The sequence below is a fragment of the Sphingobium herbicidovorans genome, from assembly GCF_002080435.1.
Classification (GTDB): Bacteria; Pseudomonadota; Alphaproteobacteria; order Sphingomonadales; family Sphingomonadaceae; genus Sphingobium; species Sphingobium herbicidovorans.
Window position 1 is genome coordinate 927,535 of sequence record NZ_CP020538.1, and the last position, 14,742, is coordinate 942,276.

Below are 14,742 nucleotides of genomic sequence, written 5' to 3' on the forward strand. Positions count from 1 at the left end.
CCCTTCGCCCCCCAGGCGATAGGGAGGGGCAGATGAGTTCGCGCGCCCGTGTCATCCTGCTGAACGCCGCCCTGGGGCCGCTCGACTATCGCGTGCCGCACGGGATGGCCGTCCAGCCTGGCAGCATCGTCGTCGCGCCGCTTGGCCCTCGCCAGATCGTCGGCGTCGTGTGGGAAGAAGACGCCTTCCCCGATGTCGAGACGGTCGGCGACAACCGCCTGCGCAACATCGTGGGCCTTGTCGATGCGCCGCCGGTCCCCGAAACGGTCCGCCGCCTGATCGAATGGACCGCGGACTATTATCTCGCGCCAATCGCCGCCGTTCTGCGGATGACGCTTGCTTCGATGAGCGCGCTTGAGGGCGCGCGCACCGTCATCGAATATCGCGCGACCGGCGACCTGCCCGACCGCATGACCGACCAGCGCGAACAGGCGATGGAGCGTGTCGGCGAGCGGCAGGGGCTGATCCGCGAACTCGCCCTGATCGGCGGGGTCAGCGACGCGGTGATCCGCGGCCTCGTCAAGGCAGGCGCGTTCGAAGCCGTCGAAGTCAGCATCGACACACCCTATCCAGTGCCGGACCCTGACCATGCCCCACCCGTCCTGTCCAACAAACAGGCCGCCGCCGCCGCGCAGTTCGTGCGGGCGGTGCAGGCCCGCGACTTCGCCCCCTTCCTGCTGGACGGCGTCACCGGGTCGGGCAAGACGGAAGTCTATTTCGAAGCCATCGCCGCCGCCATCCGCCAGCGCCGCCAGACCCTTGTCCTCCTGCCCGAAATAGCGCTGACAGAGCCGTTCCTCGAACGGTTCGAAAAGCGGTTCGGCACGGCGCCCATCAGCTGGCACAGCGGCCTGCGCCAGTCCGAACGCCGCCGCGCCTGGCGCGCGATCGCATCGGGCGAGGCGTCCGTCGTCGTCGGCGCGCGCTCCGCCCTATTCCTCCCCTACCCCAATCTCGGCCTGATCGTGGTCGATGAAGCGCATGAAGCGAGCTTCAAGCAGGAGGATGGCGTCCATTATCACGCCCGCGACGTGGCGGTGATGCGCGGCCTGATCGAAAAATTCCCGGTCATCCTCGCGTCCGCGACCCCCGCCATAGAGACGCGGCATCAGGTTGAACTCGGCCGCTATCAGGAAATCAAACTCCCCTCGCGCTTTGGCGGCGCGGAAATGCCGGGCATCGAAAGCGTCAACCTTCTCACCGATCCGCCGGAACGCGGGCGCTGGATCGCCCCGCCGCTCGTCAAGGCGATTGATGAGACGATGGAAAAGGGCGAACAAAGCCTCCTCTTCCTCAATCGCCGCGGCTACGCGCCGCTCACCCTCTGCCGCCATTGCGGCTATCGTTTCCAGTGCCCCAACTGCACTGCCTGGATGGTCGAACACCGCCTGACGAAGCGTCTCGCCTGCCATCATTGCGGCCATGTGATCCCGTCCCCCCGCTTCTGCCCCGACTGCAAGGAGGAAGACAGCCTGGTCGCCTGTGGCCCCGGCGTCGAACGGATCGCTGACGAGGTAAAGGCGCTCTGGCCGCAGGCGCGTATCGCCATCGTCACGTCCGACACGCTCTGGTCGCCCGCCAAGGTCGCCGAATTCGTGAAGTCGGTGGAGGCCGGGGCAATCGACATCATCGTCGGCACCCAGCTGGTAACCAAGGGCTATCATTTCCCCAACCTGACGCTGGTCGGCGTGATCGACGCGGACCTGGGGCTGGAGGGCGGCGACCTGCGCGCGTCCGAACGCACCTTCCAGCAGATCGTGCAGGTCGCTGGCCGCGCCGGTCGCGGCCAAAAGCCCGGCCGCGTCTTCATCCAGACCCGTATGCCCGAAGCGGAAGTCATACAGGCGCTGATGGCAGGCGATTCGGAACGCTTCTACAAAGTCGAAACCGAAAACCGCCGCCGCGCCAACGCCCCGCCCTTCGGCCGCTTCGCCGCGATCATCGTCTCCAGCGAGGATGCCGACGAAGCCGCGCAAGTCGCGCGCATGATAAGCAAGTCCGCGCCCCAGATCGACGGCATGCGCGTCTATGGCCCCGCGCCCGCGCCGCTTTCCGTCCTGCGCGGCCGCCACCGCCACCGCCTGCTGATCCACGCCACGCGGGCGATGGACGTTCAGGCCGCGATCCGCGAATGGCTGGGCAAACTCAGCTGGAAATCGGGCACCCGCGTCGCCGTGGACGTCGATCCCTACAGCTTCATGTGACGGCCTGAACGCCCATGGAAAGCCCCTGCGTCAACATCTGCAAGCTGGACAAGGCAGGCCGCCTCTGCACCGGCTGCCGCCGCACCACCGACGAGATCAAGCGCTGGCGCGGCATGAGCAAGTCGCAGCGGCAAGCGATCATGGAGCGGCTGGGGCGACAGCGCGAAAACGAAACTGACTCTGACTGACCCCACATCGCTATAAGGCCTTCAGCAAGTCTATCGTCCCGTTGAAATACTCTGCCACCGTCCAGTGTGGACAAGCTGCCGGGCCGCTGACGACCAATAGCGGTCGCTGAGTGTGGCAAAGGTCGCCCCGTTGCGGTATTACTCAGATCAGTGCCACATCGCATCATTTGAGGCGAGGGAACTTCAGAAATGGGCTCACTCGCTGCATAGTAGCGTCTGCCTCAAGCGTCGTACAAAGTTCCCGTCTCTCGGCCAGACAGTTTTCGGGGGCAGCAGGATCGTTAACCGCTATGATCTGCAGTTCTGCGTCTCCGCCAGCGCTATGTTTGGAAGACGCTCCGCCAAGGCTTACATATGATTGCTTACCTTTTTGATTAATGATCTGGAAATACTTGAACCCTGCTACCTTACTGAGTTCTGCTGCCCGATAGAGTGCAATATTAAAAGCGCTGCCTTCCGGAGCCCTTCCATTGACACCAGCTATTACTTTCCATGAATTTTGACCTATAGATTTATCTTTATACCCACCGAACATACCCCATCTTTGATATTTCACTTGGCGCACCTCTTGGGCTGACAAGGTGGACGGAACAGTAATTAGAACCATCACTGCAGCCGTTATCAAATATCGCATGATATCCCCAATTTTTCAGTCATTTGGCCGTCTCGATTGGCCAACCCCTATCGTCAAATATCATCGGTAATTCTGGATTGCGACCCTTATCCAGTGACCCTAAGCGAACGGTCCGCTCTCCACCCAAAACAGCCCCTACCGCCCACCACCTTCTCGCTCCAGCAACGTCTTCTTCCGCTCAATCCCATAGGCATAGCCGCCCAACCCGCCGTCGCTCCGCAGCGCCCGGTGGCAGGGGATCAGCACAGCCAGCCCATTGTCGCCACAAGCCGTCCCAGCCGCCCGCACCGCCCTCGGCCGCCCAATCGACGTCGCGATCTCGGCATAGCTACGCGTCTCGCCCGGCGGGATCGCGCGCAGGGCGGCCCACACCGCCTGCTGGAAAGCCGTCCCGCAAATATCGACCGGCAGGTCGAGCGGCCGCGTCGGCTCCTCGATCAACCGCACCACCTGCGCCGCCAGCGCCTCCAACGCCGCGTCACCCGGCAATATCTCCGCCTTGGGAAAGCGCCGCCGCAACTCCGCCTCGCCCTCATCAAAGCTGATCCGGCACAACCCCTTCGCCGTGGCCGCGACCAGCACGGGACCGAGGCTCGACACCACCACCACATGGCGGATCGTGACGCCCCGCCCGCCATCTTTCCACGCGCTCGGCGTCATGCCCAAATGCCGCTTCGCATCCGCATAGGCGCGGCTCGGCGCATTATAACCCGCCTCATAGATCGCATCGGTGACGCTCTCGCCCTCCGCCAACGCCGCCTTCAGCCGCTCGGCGCGCAACGACCGCGCATAGGCGGCGGGGGTCAGCCCCGTCTCGCGCTTGAACAGGCGGTGGAAATGATGCGGCGCATAGCCCGCATGGGCGGCGATCTCCTCCAGCGAAGGGAGCGTTTCAGCCGCGCCGATAAAGGCTTGCGCCGCCTCCACCGCCACGCGATCGCGCCCCACCTCGTCGGGCCGGCAGCGCAGGCAGGCGCGAAACCCCGCTGCCCGAGCCGCCGCCGGATCGGGCAGGAAGATCATATTTTCCCGCCGTGGATGCCGCGCCGCGCAGCTTGGCTTGCAATAGATGCCGGTGGTCAGCACAGCGCCGACAAACCGCCCGTCCAGGCTGCGATCGCGGCGCATAAAGGCGTCCCAGCAAGCCTGGGCGTCCAAAGGTTGCTGCATCGAGGGGGCAATATCGCTCATCTGGTTCATGCTTATGGAATAGCAGGGCTGCGGTGGCCAGCCTTCCCGCCACTTGCGCTCAAAGCAATTCCCCATTGCCTAAGTCCGGGCTTCGCATATGAATGCGCCGGATCATGGTCGCCACGCTCCGCCGCCTCTGCCTTCTGCTTGCGCTCGCGCTGCCAACTGCGGCTTCTGCGGAACAGCAGGATATCGCCGCCGCCGCCCGTGGCGTGGTGCGCATCGCCATCGTCGCCACCGATGGCGCGGAGGCCTATTTTGTCGGCCACGGCAGCGGCTTTGCCGTCGCACCTGACAAGGTCATCACCAACGCCCATGTCGTCGAATTGACGCGCGAGGAAAAGAATCTGGTCATCGGCGTCATCCCGTCCGAAGGCCGCAAAAGCTATGGCGGCAGGGTGATCGCCTATTCGCCGGGCAACGATCTGGCGCTGATTCAACTGGAGGAAGGCAGCCTCCCCGTCAGCACATTCTATGCCGGGGCGCTCAGCGATGGGCAGCATGTAACGGCCATCGGCTATCCCGGCTCGGTAGATCGGGCGCAGGGCCTTGGCCTCAAGCAGATGGTCGAACCGCTCAGCACCGTGAAGACGAGCGGCAACATCTCGTCGGGACGCTCCAGCCAGAGCTTCGACACGATTCTCCATACCGCGCCGCTTGCCGCCGGGAACAGCGGCGGTCCCCTGGTCGATGACTGTGGCCGGGTGCTGGGCGTCAACAGTTTCGGTTCGGTGTCGGACGGCAATGACGCAGAGTTCGGATTCGCGGTGTCCTGGCGGGAAGTGGCCTCATTTCTCCGCCAGGCGGGCGTTTCCACCCTCCGCACGGTCGTTCCGTGCCGATCCATGGCCGACGCGATCGCCGCAGAAGCCGCGCTGACCCAGCGAGAGACGCAGCAGATCGAGCAGTCGGAACGCGCCCGGACCGACGCACGCGAAGCGGCGCTTCAAAAAGCCCGTGACAGCGCGGAGCAGGATGTCATCTCCAGCCGCGAAAATGCGATGGCGGGTGCGGCTGTCCTGCTTGCAATCGCGGTTCTGGGCCTGGGCGCTGGCGGGCTTTCCTACAGCCAGGGCCGGGAACGCCGCGCGACATGGCTGCTGGCGGGCGGCGGCGTTCTGCTGCTTGGCGCTTTCGCGCTGTTCTTCCTCAAGCCCAGCTTTTCCAGCATTGATGAACGCGTAAAACTGCCAGAGGACAACCGGGTCGCGGGCAACAGCGCCTATGCGTGGGAAGGCGACAATGTCTGCACCGTCGATCTCAACCGCAGCCGCCTGACAATTTCGGAAGCGAACGACATTCCCTTTAACTGGACCGCCACGGGATGCGTCAATGGCAACCGCCAATATGTCAGTTCAGGCAATGACTGGGAACGCGCCACGGTCCCCGAATCCGGCAATTTCATCACGGTAAGCCGCTTCGATCCCGCAAGAGGCATGCTCCGCGTAGAACGCTGGCTCCCCGATAGCGACACGATGGATAAAGCGCGCGCCCTGCTCAACGACGGTCCGACCAAGGCATGCGGAACCGATTCCGACCTTTTGGCCCAGATCGCCGCGCTGCGCTCCAATCTCGCCGCCCTGCTGCCCGCGCAGCCCAATGAGCGATTGGTCTATCGCTGTCGCAAGGGCCGCCTTGCTCCGCCCGATCCGTCCAACTGACCGGATTCTCGCGGCGAAATGATCCGGCGAACGGCCTTGATTCCATCCTTGTGACGGAATCGTGTTCCATGGCTTGCATAGTCATAATCCCGCTGCTAACCGGCCCGGCAACAGGGGAACGGGACGGATAAGACCGCGCCCCTCTTTTGCATGACCGGCAAATCAAGTGCCAGTGAACTCAATGGAGGACGGTAAACGCGTGGAGACTACCGGCGGCATACAGGCCAGCCTCAGCGGACGCTACGCGGTTGCGCTGTTCGATCTGGCTCGCGACGGCAACGTCCTCGACACCGTGGCGGCCAGCCTCGGCGCGATCAAGGCAGCGATTGCCGAATCGGCTGATTTCAAGGGGCTCATCAACAATCCCGTGCTCAGCCGCGACGCTGCCGGGAAAACGATCGCCGCCGTCGCTTCCTCCATGGGAATCGACGCGCTGACGACGAAATTCCTCGGCGTCCTCGCCGAAAATCGCCGCCTGAACCAATTGCCCGCGATCATCCGCGCCTATGAAACGCTCCTGTCGAATCACAAGGGCGAAGTCCGGGCCGACGTGACGAGCGCGCATCCGCTCGACGCCAGCCAGCTTTCCGCCCTGCAGCAGAGCCTGCGCGCCCGCGTCGGCCGCGATGTCGCGCTCAACGCCAAGGTCGATCCCGCGATCCTCGGCGGGCTGGTCGTCAAGATCGGCAGCCAGATGATCGATTCCTCCATCCGCACCCGTTTGAATAGTCTCGCCCAGGCGATGAAAGGCTGAACATGGATATCAACGCCGCAGAAATTTCGAAGGTCATCAAGGACCAGATCGCCAATTTCGGCACCGAAGCGCAGGTGAGCGAAGTCGGTTCCGTGCTGACCGTGGGTGACGGCATCGCCCGCGTCCACGGCCTCGACAACGTCCAGGCGGGCGAAATGGTCGAGTTCGCCAATGGCGTGCAGGGCATGGCGCTCAACCTCGAAGCCGACAATGTCGGCGTCGTGATCTTCGGCTCGGACGCCGAGATCAAGGAAGGCGACACCGTCAAGCGCACCGGCACCATCGTGGACGTCCCCGTTGGCAAGGGTCTTCTGGGCCGCGTGGTCGATGGTCTTGGCAACCCGATCGACGGCAAGGGCCCGATCGTGTCCGACCAGCGCATGCGCGTCGAAAAGAAGGCGCCGGGAATCATCCCGCGTACCTCGGTTCATGAACCCGTGCAGACCGGCCTCAAGGCAATCGACACGCTGGTCCCCGTTGGCCGTGGTCAGCGTGAGCTGATCATCGGCGATCGCCAGACCGGCAAGACCGCCGTCGCGATCGACACCTTCATCAACCAGAAGGGCGTCAATGCGGGCGATGACGAGAGCAAGAAGCTCTACTGCATCTACGTCGCCGTCGGCCAGAAGCGCTCGACCGTCGCGCAGATCGTGAAGCAGCTCGAAGAAAACGGCGCGATGGAATATTCCATCGTCATCGCCGCAACCGCTTCGGAACCCGCTCCGCTCCAGTATCTGGCGCCTTACACCGGCGTCACGATGGGCGAATATTTCCGCGATAACGGCATGCACGCCGTGATCGTCTATGACGACCTTTCCAAGCAGGCCGTCGCCTATCGCCAGATGTCGCTGCTGCTGCGTCGTCCTCCGGGTCGTGAAGCCTATCCGGGCGACGTTTTCTACCTGCACAGCCGCCTGCTGGAGCGCGCCGCCAAGATGAACGCCGCCAACGGCTCCGGTTCGCTGACGGCGCTGCCGATCATCGAAACGCAGGCGGGCGACGTGTCGGCCTACATTCCGACCAACGTGATCTCGATCACCGACGGTCAGATCTTCCTTGAAACCAACCTCTTCTACCAGGGCATCCGTCCGGCCATTAACGTTGGCCTGTCGGTGTCGCGCGTCGGCTCCGCCGCTCAGACCAAGGCGATGAAGAAGGTGTCCGGCTCGATCAAGCTCGAGCTGGCCCAGTATCGCGAAATGGCGGCCTTCGCCCAGTTCGGTTCGGACCTCGACGCTTCGACGCAAAAACTGCTGAACCGTGGCGCGCGCCTGACCGAGCTGCTGAAGCAGGCCCAGTTCTCGCCGCTGCCGTTTGAAGAGCAGACTGCGTCGATCTTTGCCGGCACCAACGGCTATCTGGACGGCATCCCGGTCAAGGACGTCACGCGCTATGAAGAGCTGATGCTCGCCTATCTGCGCCACGATCATCCGCAAGTGCTGGCCACGATCCGCGACAGCAAGGATCTGGGCGACGACGCCAAGGCGAAGCTGAAGGCTGCGCTCGACAGCTTCGGCAAGACCTTCGCCTAATATGAAAGCCGTCACCCCAGCGTAAAGCTGGGGTCTCAGGCCGGATAGGTCCGACCTGACGGCTTGAGATGCCAGCCTTTGCTGGCATGACGGAACAGGATTGAACGAGACGTCAGATGGCAAGCCTCAAGGAACTGAAGATCCGCATCGGGTCGGTCAAATCGACCCAGAAGATCACCAAGGCGAAGCAGATGGTCGCCGCCGCGAAGCTGCGCAAGGCGCAGGCCGCTGCTGAAGCCGCGCGCCCCTATTCCAGCCGCCTGGAAGCGGTCGTCGCCAGCCTCGCCTCGAAAATCGCGGGCGGATCGGGCGAAGGCGCCTCTCCACTGCTGGCGGGAACCGGGAAGGATGACGTCCATCTGCTGGTGGTCGCCAACTCTGACCGTGGCCTTGCCGGCGCGTTCAACGCCAACATCGTCAAGGCCGCCCGCGCCAAAGCCGACGAGCTGATCCAGCAGGGCAAGACCGTCCGCTTCTACCTCATCGGCCGCAAGGGCCGTCCGGTCATCAACCGCACCTTCCCCGGCATGATCGTGGCGCAATATGACACCACCGGTGTCAAGGAGCCGGGCTATAGCCAGGCCGAAGCGATCGCGCATGAACTCACCGACATGTATCTGAACGGCAAGTTCGACGTCGCGCATCTCTTCTTCTCGCGATTCAAGTCGGCCCTCGCCCAGATCCCGACCGAGCAGCAGATCATCCCGGTCAAGATTCCCGAGGATGCCGATCGCAACGCGATTGCCGCCACGGTCGAATATGAACCGAGCGAGGAAGCGATCCTCGACGACCTGCTGCCGCGCAACATCACGGTGCAGATTTTCAAGGCGCTGCTGGAAAACAACGCATCCGAACAGGGCGCATCGATGACCGCGATGGACAACGCCACCCGCAACGCCGGCGACCTCATCAACAAGCTGACCATTCAGTATAACCGCAGCCGCCAGGCCGCGATCACCACCGAACTGGTCGAAATCATCTCGGGCGCCGAAGCCCTCTAAAGATCACGCACGCAAGGAAGCAGTCATGGCAACCACCAACAATGTAGGCCGCATCTCGCAGGTCATCGGCGCTGTCGTCGACGTGACCTTCCCCGATGCGCTCCCCGCGATTCTCTCGGCGCTGGAAACCAGCAACAACGGCCAGCGCCTGGTGCTGGAAGTCGCCCAGCATCTGGGTGAAAACACCGTCCGCACCATCGCGATGGACTCGACCGACGGCCTGACCCGCGGTCAGGAAGTCACCGACACCGGCACGCAGATCCGCGTTCCCGTCGGCCCGGCCACGCTCGGCCGCATCCTGAACGTCATCGGTGAGCCGATCGACGAGCGTGGCCCGGTGGAAACCACCCTGTCCGCCCCCATCCACGCCAAGGCTCCCGAGTTTGTCGATCAGTCGACCGAAAGCTCGATCCTCGTCACCGGCATCAAGGTCATCGACCTTCTCGCTCCCTATGCAAAGGGCGGCAAGATCGGCCTGTTCGGCGGCGCAGGCGTTGGCAAGACCGTGCTCATCCAGGAACTGATCAACAACATCGCAAAGGGCCATGGCGGCACCTCGGTCTTCGCGGGCGTGGGTGAACGTACCCGCGAGGGCAACGATCTCTATCACGAATTCCTAGACGCCGGCGTTATCGCCAAGGACGCCGACGGCAATGCGATCAGCGAAGGTTCCAAGGTGGCACTGGTCTATGGCCAGATGAACGAGCCGCCGGGCGCCCGCGCGCGCGTCGCCCTGTCGGGCCTCACCATCGCGGAATATTTCCGCGACCAGGAAGGCCAGGACGTGCTGTTCTTCGTCGACAACATCTTCCGCTTCACCCAGGCGGGCGCGGAAGTGTCCGCTCTGCTGGGCCGTATTCCTTCGGCCGTGGGCTATCAGCCGACCCTCGCCACCGACATGGGTGCGCTGCAGGAACGCATCACCTCAACCAACAAGGGTTCGATCACCTCGGTTCAGGCCGTGTACGTCCCCGCGGACGACTTGACCGACCCGGCGCCCGCAACCTCCTTCGCCCACTTGGACGCCACCACCGTTCTCAACCGCGCCATTTCCGAACTGGGCATCTATCCGGCGGTCGATCCGCTGGATTCGACCAGCCGCGTTCTGGAACCCCGCGTCGTCGGTCAGGAACATTATGAAACCGCCCGTGCGGTTCAGTCGATCCTGCAGAAGTACAAGTCGCTGCAAGACATCATCGCGATCCTGGGCATGGACGAGCTGTCCGAAGAGGACAAGCTGACCGTCGCCCGCGCCCGCAAGATCCAGAAGTTCCTGTCGCAGCCCTTCCACGTCGCCGAAGTCTTCACCGGCATCTCGGGCAAGTTCGTCCAGATCGAAGACACGGTGAAGTCGTTCAAGGCCGTGGTCGATGGTGAATATGACCATCTGCCCGAAAACGCCTTCTACATGGTCGGCGGCATCGACGAGGCCATCGAAAAGGCGAAGAAGCTGGCTGCCGAAGCAGCGTAAGCTACCTTGTTCTCCCCCCGCGCATGCGGGAGGGGAGAACAGAGGCACGTGACTGCGATCAACCCTCCCTTGAAAGGGAGGGGCTAAGGAACCGAAGATGGCACTGCATTTCGAACTCGTGACCCCCGAAAAGCTCGTCCGCTCGGAAGAGGTCTATCAGGTCGTCGTTCCCGGCGCCGATGGCGACTTCGGCGTGCTGGAAGGCCACGCCCCCTTCATGTCGACCGCCCGCGACGGCGCGATCCAGATTTTCGCCAGCGCCGGTTCGGCGCCCGAAGTCATCCCGGTCCAGGGCGGCTTTGCGGAGGTGAACGAAAAGGGCCTGACCGTCCTTGCGGAGCATGCGGGCTAAGCCAACCCACTTCTCCTGATCCGTTCGCCAAGAAGGCCGCTTCCGCCAGGGAACGCGGCCTTCTTGCATTGCAACTATCGGCGCGACCGCCCCCGCCATTAGCCATTTGTCAAAGTTTCCGCCCTATTCACCATTTCCAGCCATATTTGATCGGTCTCTTTGTGATTGGCTGGACCGATTGGACCATAGCGGCGGAGAATTATGAGCGCGTTTGGACGGAAAAATGGACCTGCCGGTATCAAGCCGGGATTCGGCGTGGCCAGGCCGATGCAGGGCGGAGCGCCTCGCGAGGAAGTCCGGGGTGGGGAACAGTTTCCTCCGCTCGACATGGCGCCCCTGCCCGCGGAAGCGCCGATCGATCCGCTTTCCGCTCCCACCAGCCAGATGCAGCGCAACGCCGACGCATTGCAGCGCCTGTCCGACCGCGCCAACGCCGAACATGTGCCCGACGCGGGGCCCCAAGGCTTTGAAGCGTCGGTCCACAAGATCAAGGAACAGGTTCTCCCCCGGCTCCTGGAACGCGTCGATCCGGAAGCTGCCGCGACGCTCAGCAAGGATGAGCTGGCCGAGGAATTCCGCCCGATCATCATGGAGGTGCTGGCGGAGCTCAAGCTTACCCTGAACCGGCGTGAACAGTTCGCGCTGGAAAAGGTGCTGGTCGATGAACTGCTCGGCCTCGGTCCGCTCGAGGAATTGCTGGCCGATCCGGACGTCAGCGACATCATGGTCAACGGGCCGGAGCAGACCTATATCGAAAAGAAGGGCAAGCTCCAGATCGCGCCCATCAAGTTCCGCGACGAAGAGCATCTGTTCCAGATCGCGCAGCGCATCGTGAACAAGGTCGGCCGCCGCGTCGATCAGACCACGCCGCTGGCCGACGCCCGCCTGCCCGACGGCAGCCGCGTCAACGTGATCGTGCCGCCGCTGTCGTTGCGCGGCACCGCCATCTCGATCCGTAAATTCTCCGCCAAGCCGATCACGCTGGACATGCTCGCCCAATGGGGTGCGATGAGTCCAAAGATGTGCACCGCGCTGAAGATCGCGGGCGCCTGCCGGATGAACATCGTCATTTCGGGCGGCACCGGCTCGGGCAAGACGACCATGCTCAACGCCCTGTCGAAAATGATTGATCCGGGCGAGCGCGTGCTGACCATCGAGGACGCGGCCGAACTGCGCCTGCAACAACCGCACTGGCTGCCGCTCGAAACGCGTCCCCCGAACCTGGAGGGCCAAGGCGCGATCACCATCGGCGATCTCGTCAAGAACGCCCTGCGTATGCGCCCCGACCGCATCATCCTGGGCGAAATTCGCGGCGCGGAGTGTTTCGACCTGCTCGCCGCGATGAACACAGGCCATGACGGCTCAATGTGCACGCTCCACAGCAATAGCCCGCGCGAATGCCTTGGCCGTATGGAAAACATGATCCTGATGGGCGACATCAAGATCCCGAAGGAAGCCATCTCCAAGCAGATCGCCGACTCGGTGGACCTCATCGTCCAGGTAAAGCGTCTGCGCGACGGTTCCCGCCGCGTCACCAACGTCACCGAGGTAATCGGGATGGAGGGCGATGTCATCGTCACGCAGGAACTGTTCAAGTTCGAATATCATGACGAGGACGACAGCGGGAAGATTGTCGGCGAATATCGCTCCATGGGCCTGCGTCCCTATACGCTGGACAAGGCGCGGCAGTTCGGTTTCGACCAGCCGTTCCTGGAGGCTTGCCTTTGACGTGACCGGCCTGGCTGCGGGGTGATCGCCCCGTTCCGCCAGCCCGGGAAATCCCTCTTTCTACGCTAAGCGGTTGCGCCATCTTTTCAGCCAACTAAAGCGAACGCCGTGCAACCGCCCGCCCCTGCAAGCCCCCCGGAGGAAATGCCGCCTCCGCCGCTGACGCGTGACGAACGCCCGCTGTCGGGGATTGGCCTGCGCGTTGTGGCGATGATCTTCCTGGCGGCGATGTTCGCATTGGGCAAAGTGATCAGTGCGCGCGGAGTCGCCCTGGGCGAACTGCTCTTCTACCGTCAGGCACTTGCGCTACCGCTGATACTTGCCTGGGTCGCGATGACCGACGGCTTGGCCTCCGTGCGCACCAACAGGCTGGGTGCGCATGTCAGCCGGACCGCGCTGGGCCTCACCGGCATGGCCCTCAATTTCGGCTCCTACCTGCTTTTGCCGCTGACGGAAGCCACTGCGATCGGCTTCACCATGCCGATCTTCGCCACGCTGCTGTCGGTGCTCATCCTGCGGGAAAGCACAGGCCCCCACCGCTGGGCCGCCATTCTGCTGGGCTTTGCCGGCATCATCGTCATGATCCGCCCCGACAGCGCACATTTCCCGCCACTCGGGCTTGCCGTCGCCATCACCGCGGCGGTCCTGACCGCGTGCATCAGCCTGGTCCTGCGTGACCTTGGCCGGACCGAAAAGCCCGGCGTCATCGTCTTCTGGTTCACCATCCTTTCACTGCCGCCGCTCGGCCTGGTGATGCTGTTCGTCGGCACGGCGCATGATCCGCTCACCTGGGCGCTGCTCGCCGCGCTCGGGCTGACGGGCGGGATCGGCCAGCTTTGCATGACCGGCGCGTTGACCCGCGCGCCGGTATCGGTGGTGCTGCCCATGGACTACAGCATGATCATCTGGTCCACCCTGCTCGGCGTGCTGATCTGGGGCGAATGGCCGATGCCGACGACCTGGATCGGCGCCATGCTCATCATCTTGAGCGGCCTCTACATCGCTTGGCGGGAGCATGTCCGCACCCGCCGCGCCGCATTGGCCTGATCCGCTCAGCCCAGCAGTTCGGCATCCAGACTGATCTGGGCGTTCAGCAGCTTCGACACGGGGCAGTTCGCCTTGGCCTTTTCCGCCAATTCCTGAAACTGCGCGTCGTCGGCGCCGGGGATACGAGCCTTCAGAGTCAATTTGCTTGCCGTGATGACAAAACCGCCCTCCTGCTGTTCCAGCGTGACGACGGCGTTGGTCTCCATCTTTTCGGCGGTCAGCCCGGCTTCGCCCAATATCAGGGAAAGCGCCATGGTGAAGCAGGATGCGTGGGCCGCCGCGATCAATTCTTCAGGGTTAGTCCCCGGTACGCCCTCAAACCGCATGGCAAAGCCATAGGGATGCGCGTCCAGCGCCCCGCTCTGCGTGGAAATCGCGCCCTTCCCATCCTTCAGGCCGCCGCTCCACACCGCTGATCCGCTACGATTGATCTTCATGCTGATCCTCCTGCCAAATAGGGTGGAACCCCGCCGATCCTGCCCGGTTTCATTCTTATATCCGATTCCCTGCAGGAGCGTGACCATGACCAACCCGGCTACAGAACAACCCAGCGATCTCATCGCTTCGGACAAGGTCGAAGGCACGGTCGTCTATAACCGCGCCGGCGACAGGCTCGGCCACATTTCCAACCTCATGGTGGACAAGCGCAGCGGTCAGGTGCGCTATGCCGTCCTGTCCTTCGGCGGCTTCCTGGGCCTGGGCAACGATCATTATCCGCTGCCATGGTCGATGCTGGAATATGACACGGGAAAAGGGGGATATCTCGTCGATCTCAGCAAGGATCAGCTCAACGACGCCCCGCGGCATATGCCCGGCATGCAGCCCGACTATGACGAAACCTATGGCCGCACCGTATTTTCATATTACGGGCTGATCTATCCTTGGTAAGCCGTCGGTAACACCATCGATAGAGCTGAATGAAAAGCTGAACCGCCGATGAATCCGGCTGCCTAAATCCGGACACAATTGATCGCTTCGA

14 protein-coding genes are annotated in these 14,742 nt (G+C 63.2%); 11 read left to right on the top strand and 3 right to left on the bottom strand.

Annotated features, from left to right (window positions below; genetic code table 11):
• Window positions 1-32: 32 nt before the first annotated feature.
• Window positions 33-2,204, top strand: a complete 2,172-nt coding sequence (locus B6S01_RS04510) for a primosomal protein N' (RefSeq protein WP_037461589.1) — start codon at window positions 33-35, stop codon at window positions 2,202-2,204.
• Window positions 2,205-2,218: 14 nt separating this feature from the next.
• Window positions 2,219-2,392, top strand: a complete 174-nt coding sequence (locus B6S01_RS04515; RefSeq protein WP_081570283.1) for a DUF1289 domain-containing protein — start codon at window positions 2,219-2,221, stop codon at window positions 2,390-2,392.
• A gap of 163 nt (window positions 2,393-2,555) precedes the next feature.
• On the opposite strand, the gene B6S01_RS20970 is transcribed toward B6S01_RS04515, so the two are convergent.
• Together B6S01_RS20970 and ada are read right to left on the bottom strand one after the other, a co-directional pair.
• Window positions 2,556-2,999, bottom strand: a complete 444-nt coding sequence (locus B6S01_RS20970; RefSeq protein ID WP_156103302.1) for a hypothetical protein — start codon at window positions 2,997-2,999, stop codon at window positions 2,556-2,558.
• A gap of 162 nt (window positions 3,000-3,161) precedes the next feature.
• Window positions 3,162-4,226, bottom strand: coding sequence for a bifunctional DNA-binding transcriptional regulator/O6-methylguanine-DNA methyltransferase Ada (gene ada, locus B6S01_RS04520; protein WP_037462258.1), 1,065 nt, complete (start codon window positions 4,224-4,226; stop codon window positions 3,162-3,164).
• A 104-nt stretch (window positions 4,227-4,330) separates the two neighbouring features.
• On the opposite strand from ada, the gene B6S01_RS04525 reads away from it, so the two are divergent.
• The 8 genes from B6S01_RS04525 (at window position 4,331) to B6S01_RS04560 (ending at window position 13,763) form a co-directional block, all read left to right on the top strand.
• The gene (locus B6S01_RS04525; protein ID WP_037462255.1) at window positions 4,331-5,878 is read left to right on the top strand and encodes a S1C family serine protease; all 1,548 of its coding nucleotides are present in this window, start codon (window positions 4,331-4,333) and stop codon (window positions 5,876-5,878) included.
• Between the two features lie 199 nt (window positions 5,879-6,077).
• A complete protein-coding gene (locus tag B6S01_RS04530) occupies window positions 6,078-6,632 on the top strand; it encodes a F0F1 ATP synthase subunit delta (protein ID WP_037462252.1) in 555 nt (184 codons plus the stop codon).
• Window positions 6,633-6,634: 2 nt separating this feature from the next.
• Complete coding sequence (gene atpA / locus B6S01_RS04535) at window positions 6,635-8,164, top strand: F0F1 ATP synthase subunit alpha (protein ID WP_037461586.1); 1,530 nt, start codon at window positions 6,635-6,637, stop codon at window positions 8,162-8,164.
• A gap of 116 nt (window positions 8,165-8,280) precedes the next feature.
• A complete protein-coding gene (locus tag B6S01_RS04540) occupies window positions 8,281-9,165 on the top strand; it encodes a F0F1 ATP synthase subunit gamma (protein WP_037461583.1) in 885 nt (294 codons plus the stop codon).
• A 25-nt stretch (window positions 9,166-9,190) separates the two neighbouring features.
• Window positions 9,191-10,636, top strand: coding sequence for a F0F1 ATP synthase subunit beta (atpD, locus tag B6S01_RS04545; RefSeq protein WP_037461581.1), 1,446 nt, complete (start codon window positions 9,191-9,193; stop codon window positions 10,634-10,636).
• Between the two features lie 97 nt (window positions 10,637-10,733).
• Window positions 10,734-10,988, top strand: a complete 255-nt coding sequence (locus B6S01_RS04550; RefSeq protein ID WP_037461579.1) for an ATP synthase F1 subunit epsilon — start codon at window positions 10,734-10,736, stop codon at window positions 10,986-10,988.
• 201 nt (window positions 10,989-11,189) lie between these two features.
• Window positions 11,190-12,716: a CpaF family protein gene (locus B6S01_RS04555; RefSeq protein WP_037461577.1), complete on the top strand. Its 1,527-nt coding sequence runs from the start codon at window positions 11,190-11,192 to the stop codon at window positions 12,714-12,716.
• A 144-nt stretch (window positions 12,717-12,860) separates the two neighbouring features.
• Entirely contained in the window at window positions 12,861-13,763 is a 903-nt protein-coding gene (locus tag B6S01_RS04560; protein WP_037461575.1) for a DMT family transporter, read from the top strand.
• A 5-nt stretch (window positions 13,764-13,768) separates the two neighbouring features.
• Here the strand turns inward: B6S01_RS04560 and B6S01_RS04565 are convergent, their stop codons facing one another.
• Window positions 13,769-14,200: an OsmC family protein gene (locus B6S01_RS04565; protein ID WP_037462249.1), complete on the bottom strand. Its 432-nt coding sequence runs from the start codon at window positions 14,198-14,200 to the stop codon at window positions 13,769-13,771.
• An 85-nt stretch (window positions 14,201-14,285) separates the two neighbouring features.
• Between B6S01_RS04565 and B6S01_RS04570 the strand changes: the two genes are divergently transcribed.
• Window positions 14,286-14,651 (top strand): PRC-barrel domain-containing protein, encoded by a 366-nt coding sequence (locus B6S01_RS04570; protein WP_037461572.1) that lies wholly within the window; start codon window positions 14,286-14,288, stop codon window positions 14,649-14,651.
• Window positions 14,652-14,742: the final 91 nt, after the last annotated feature.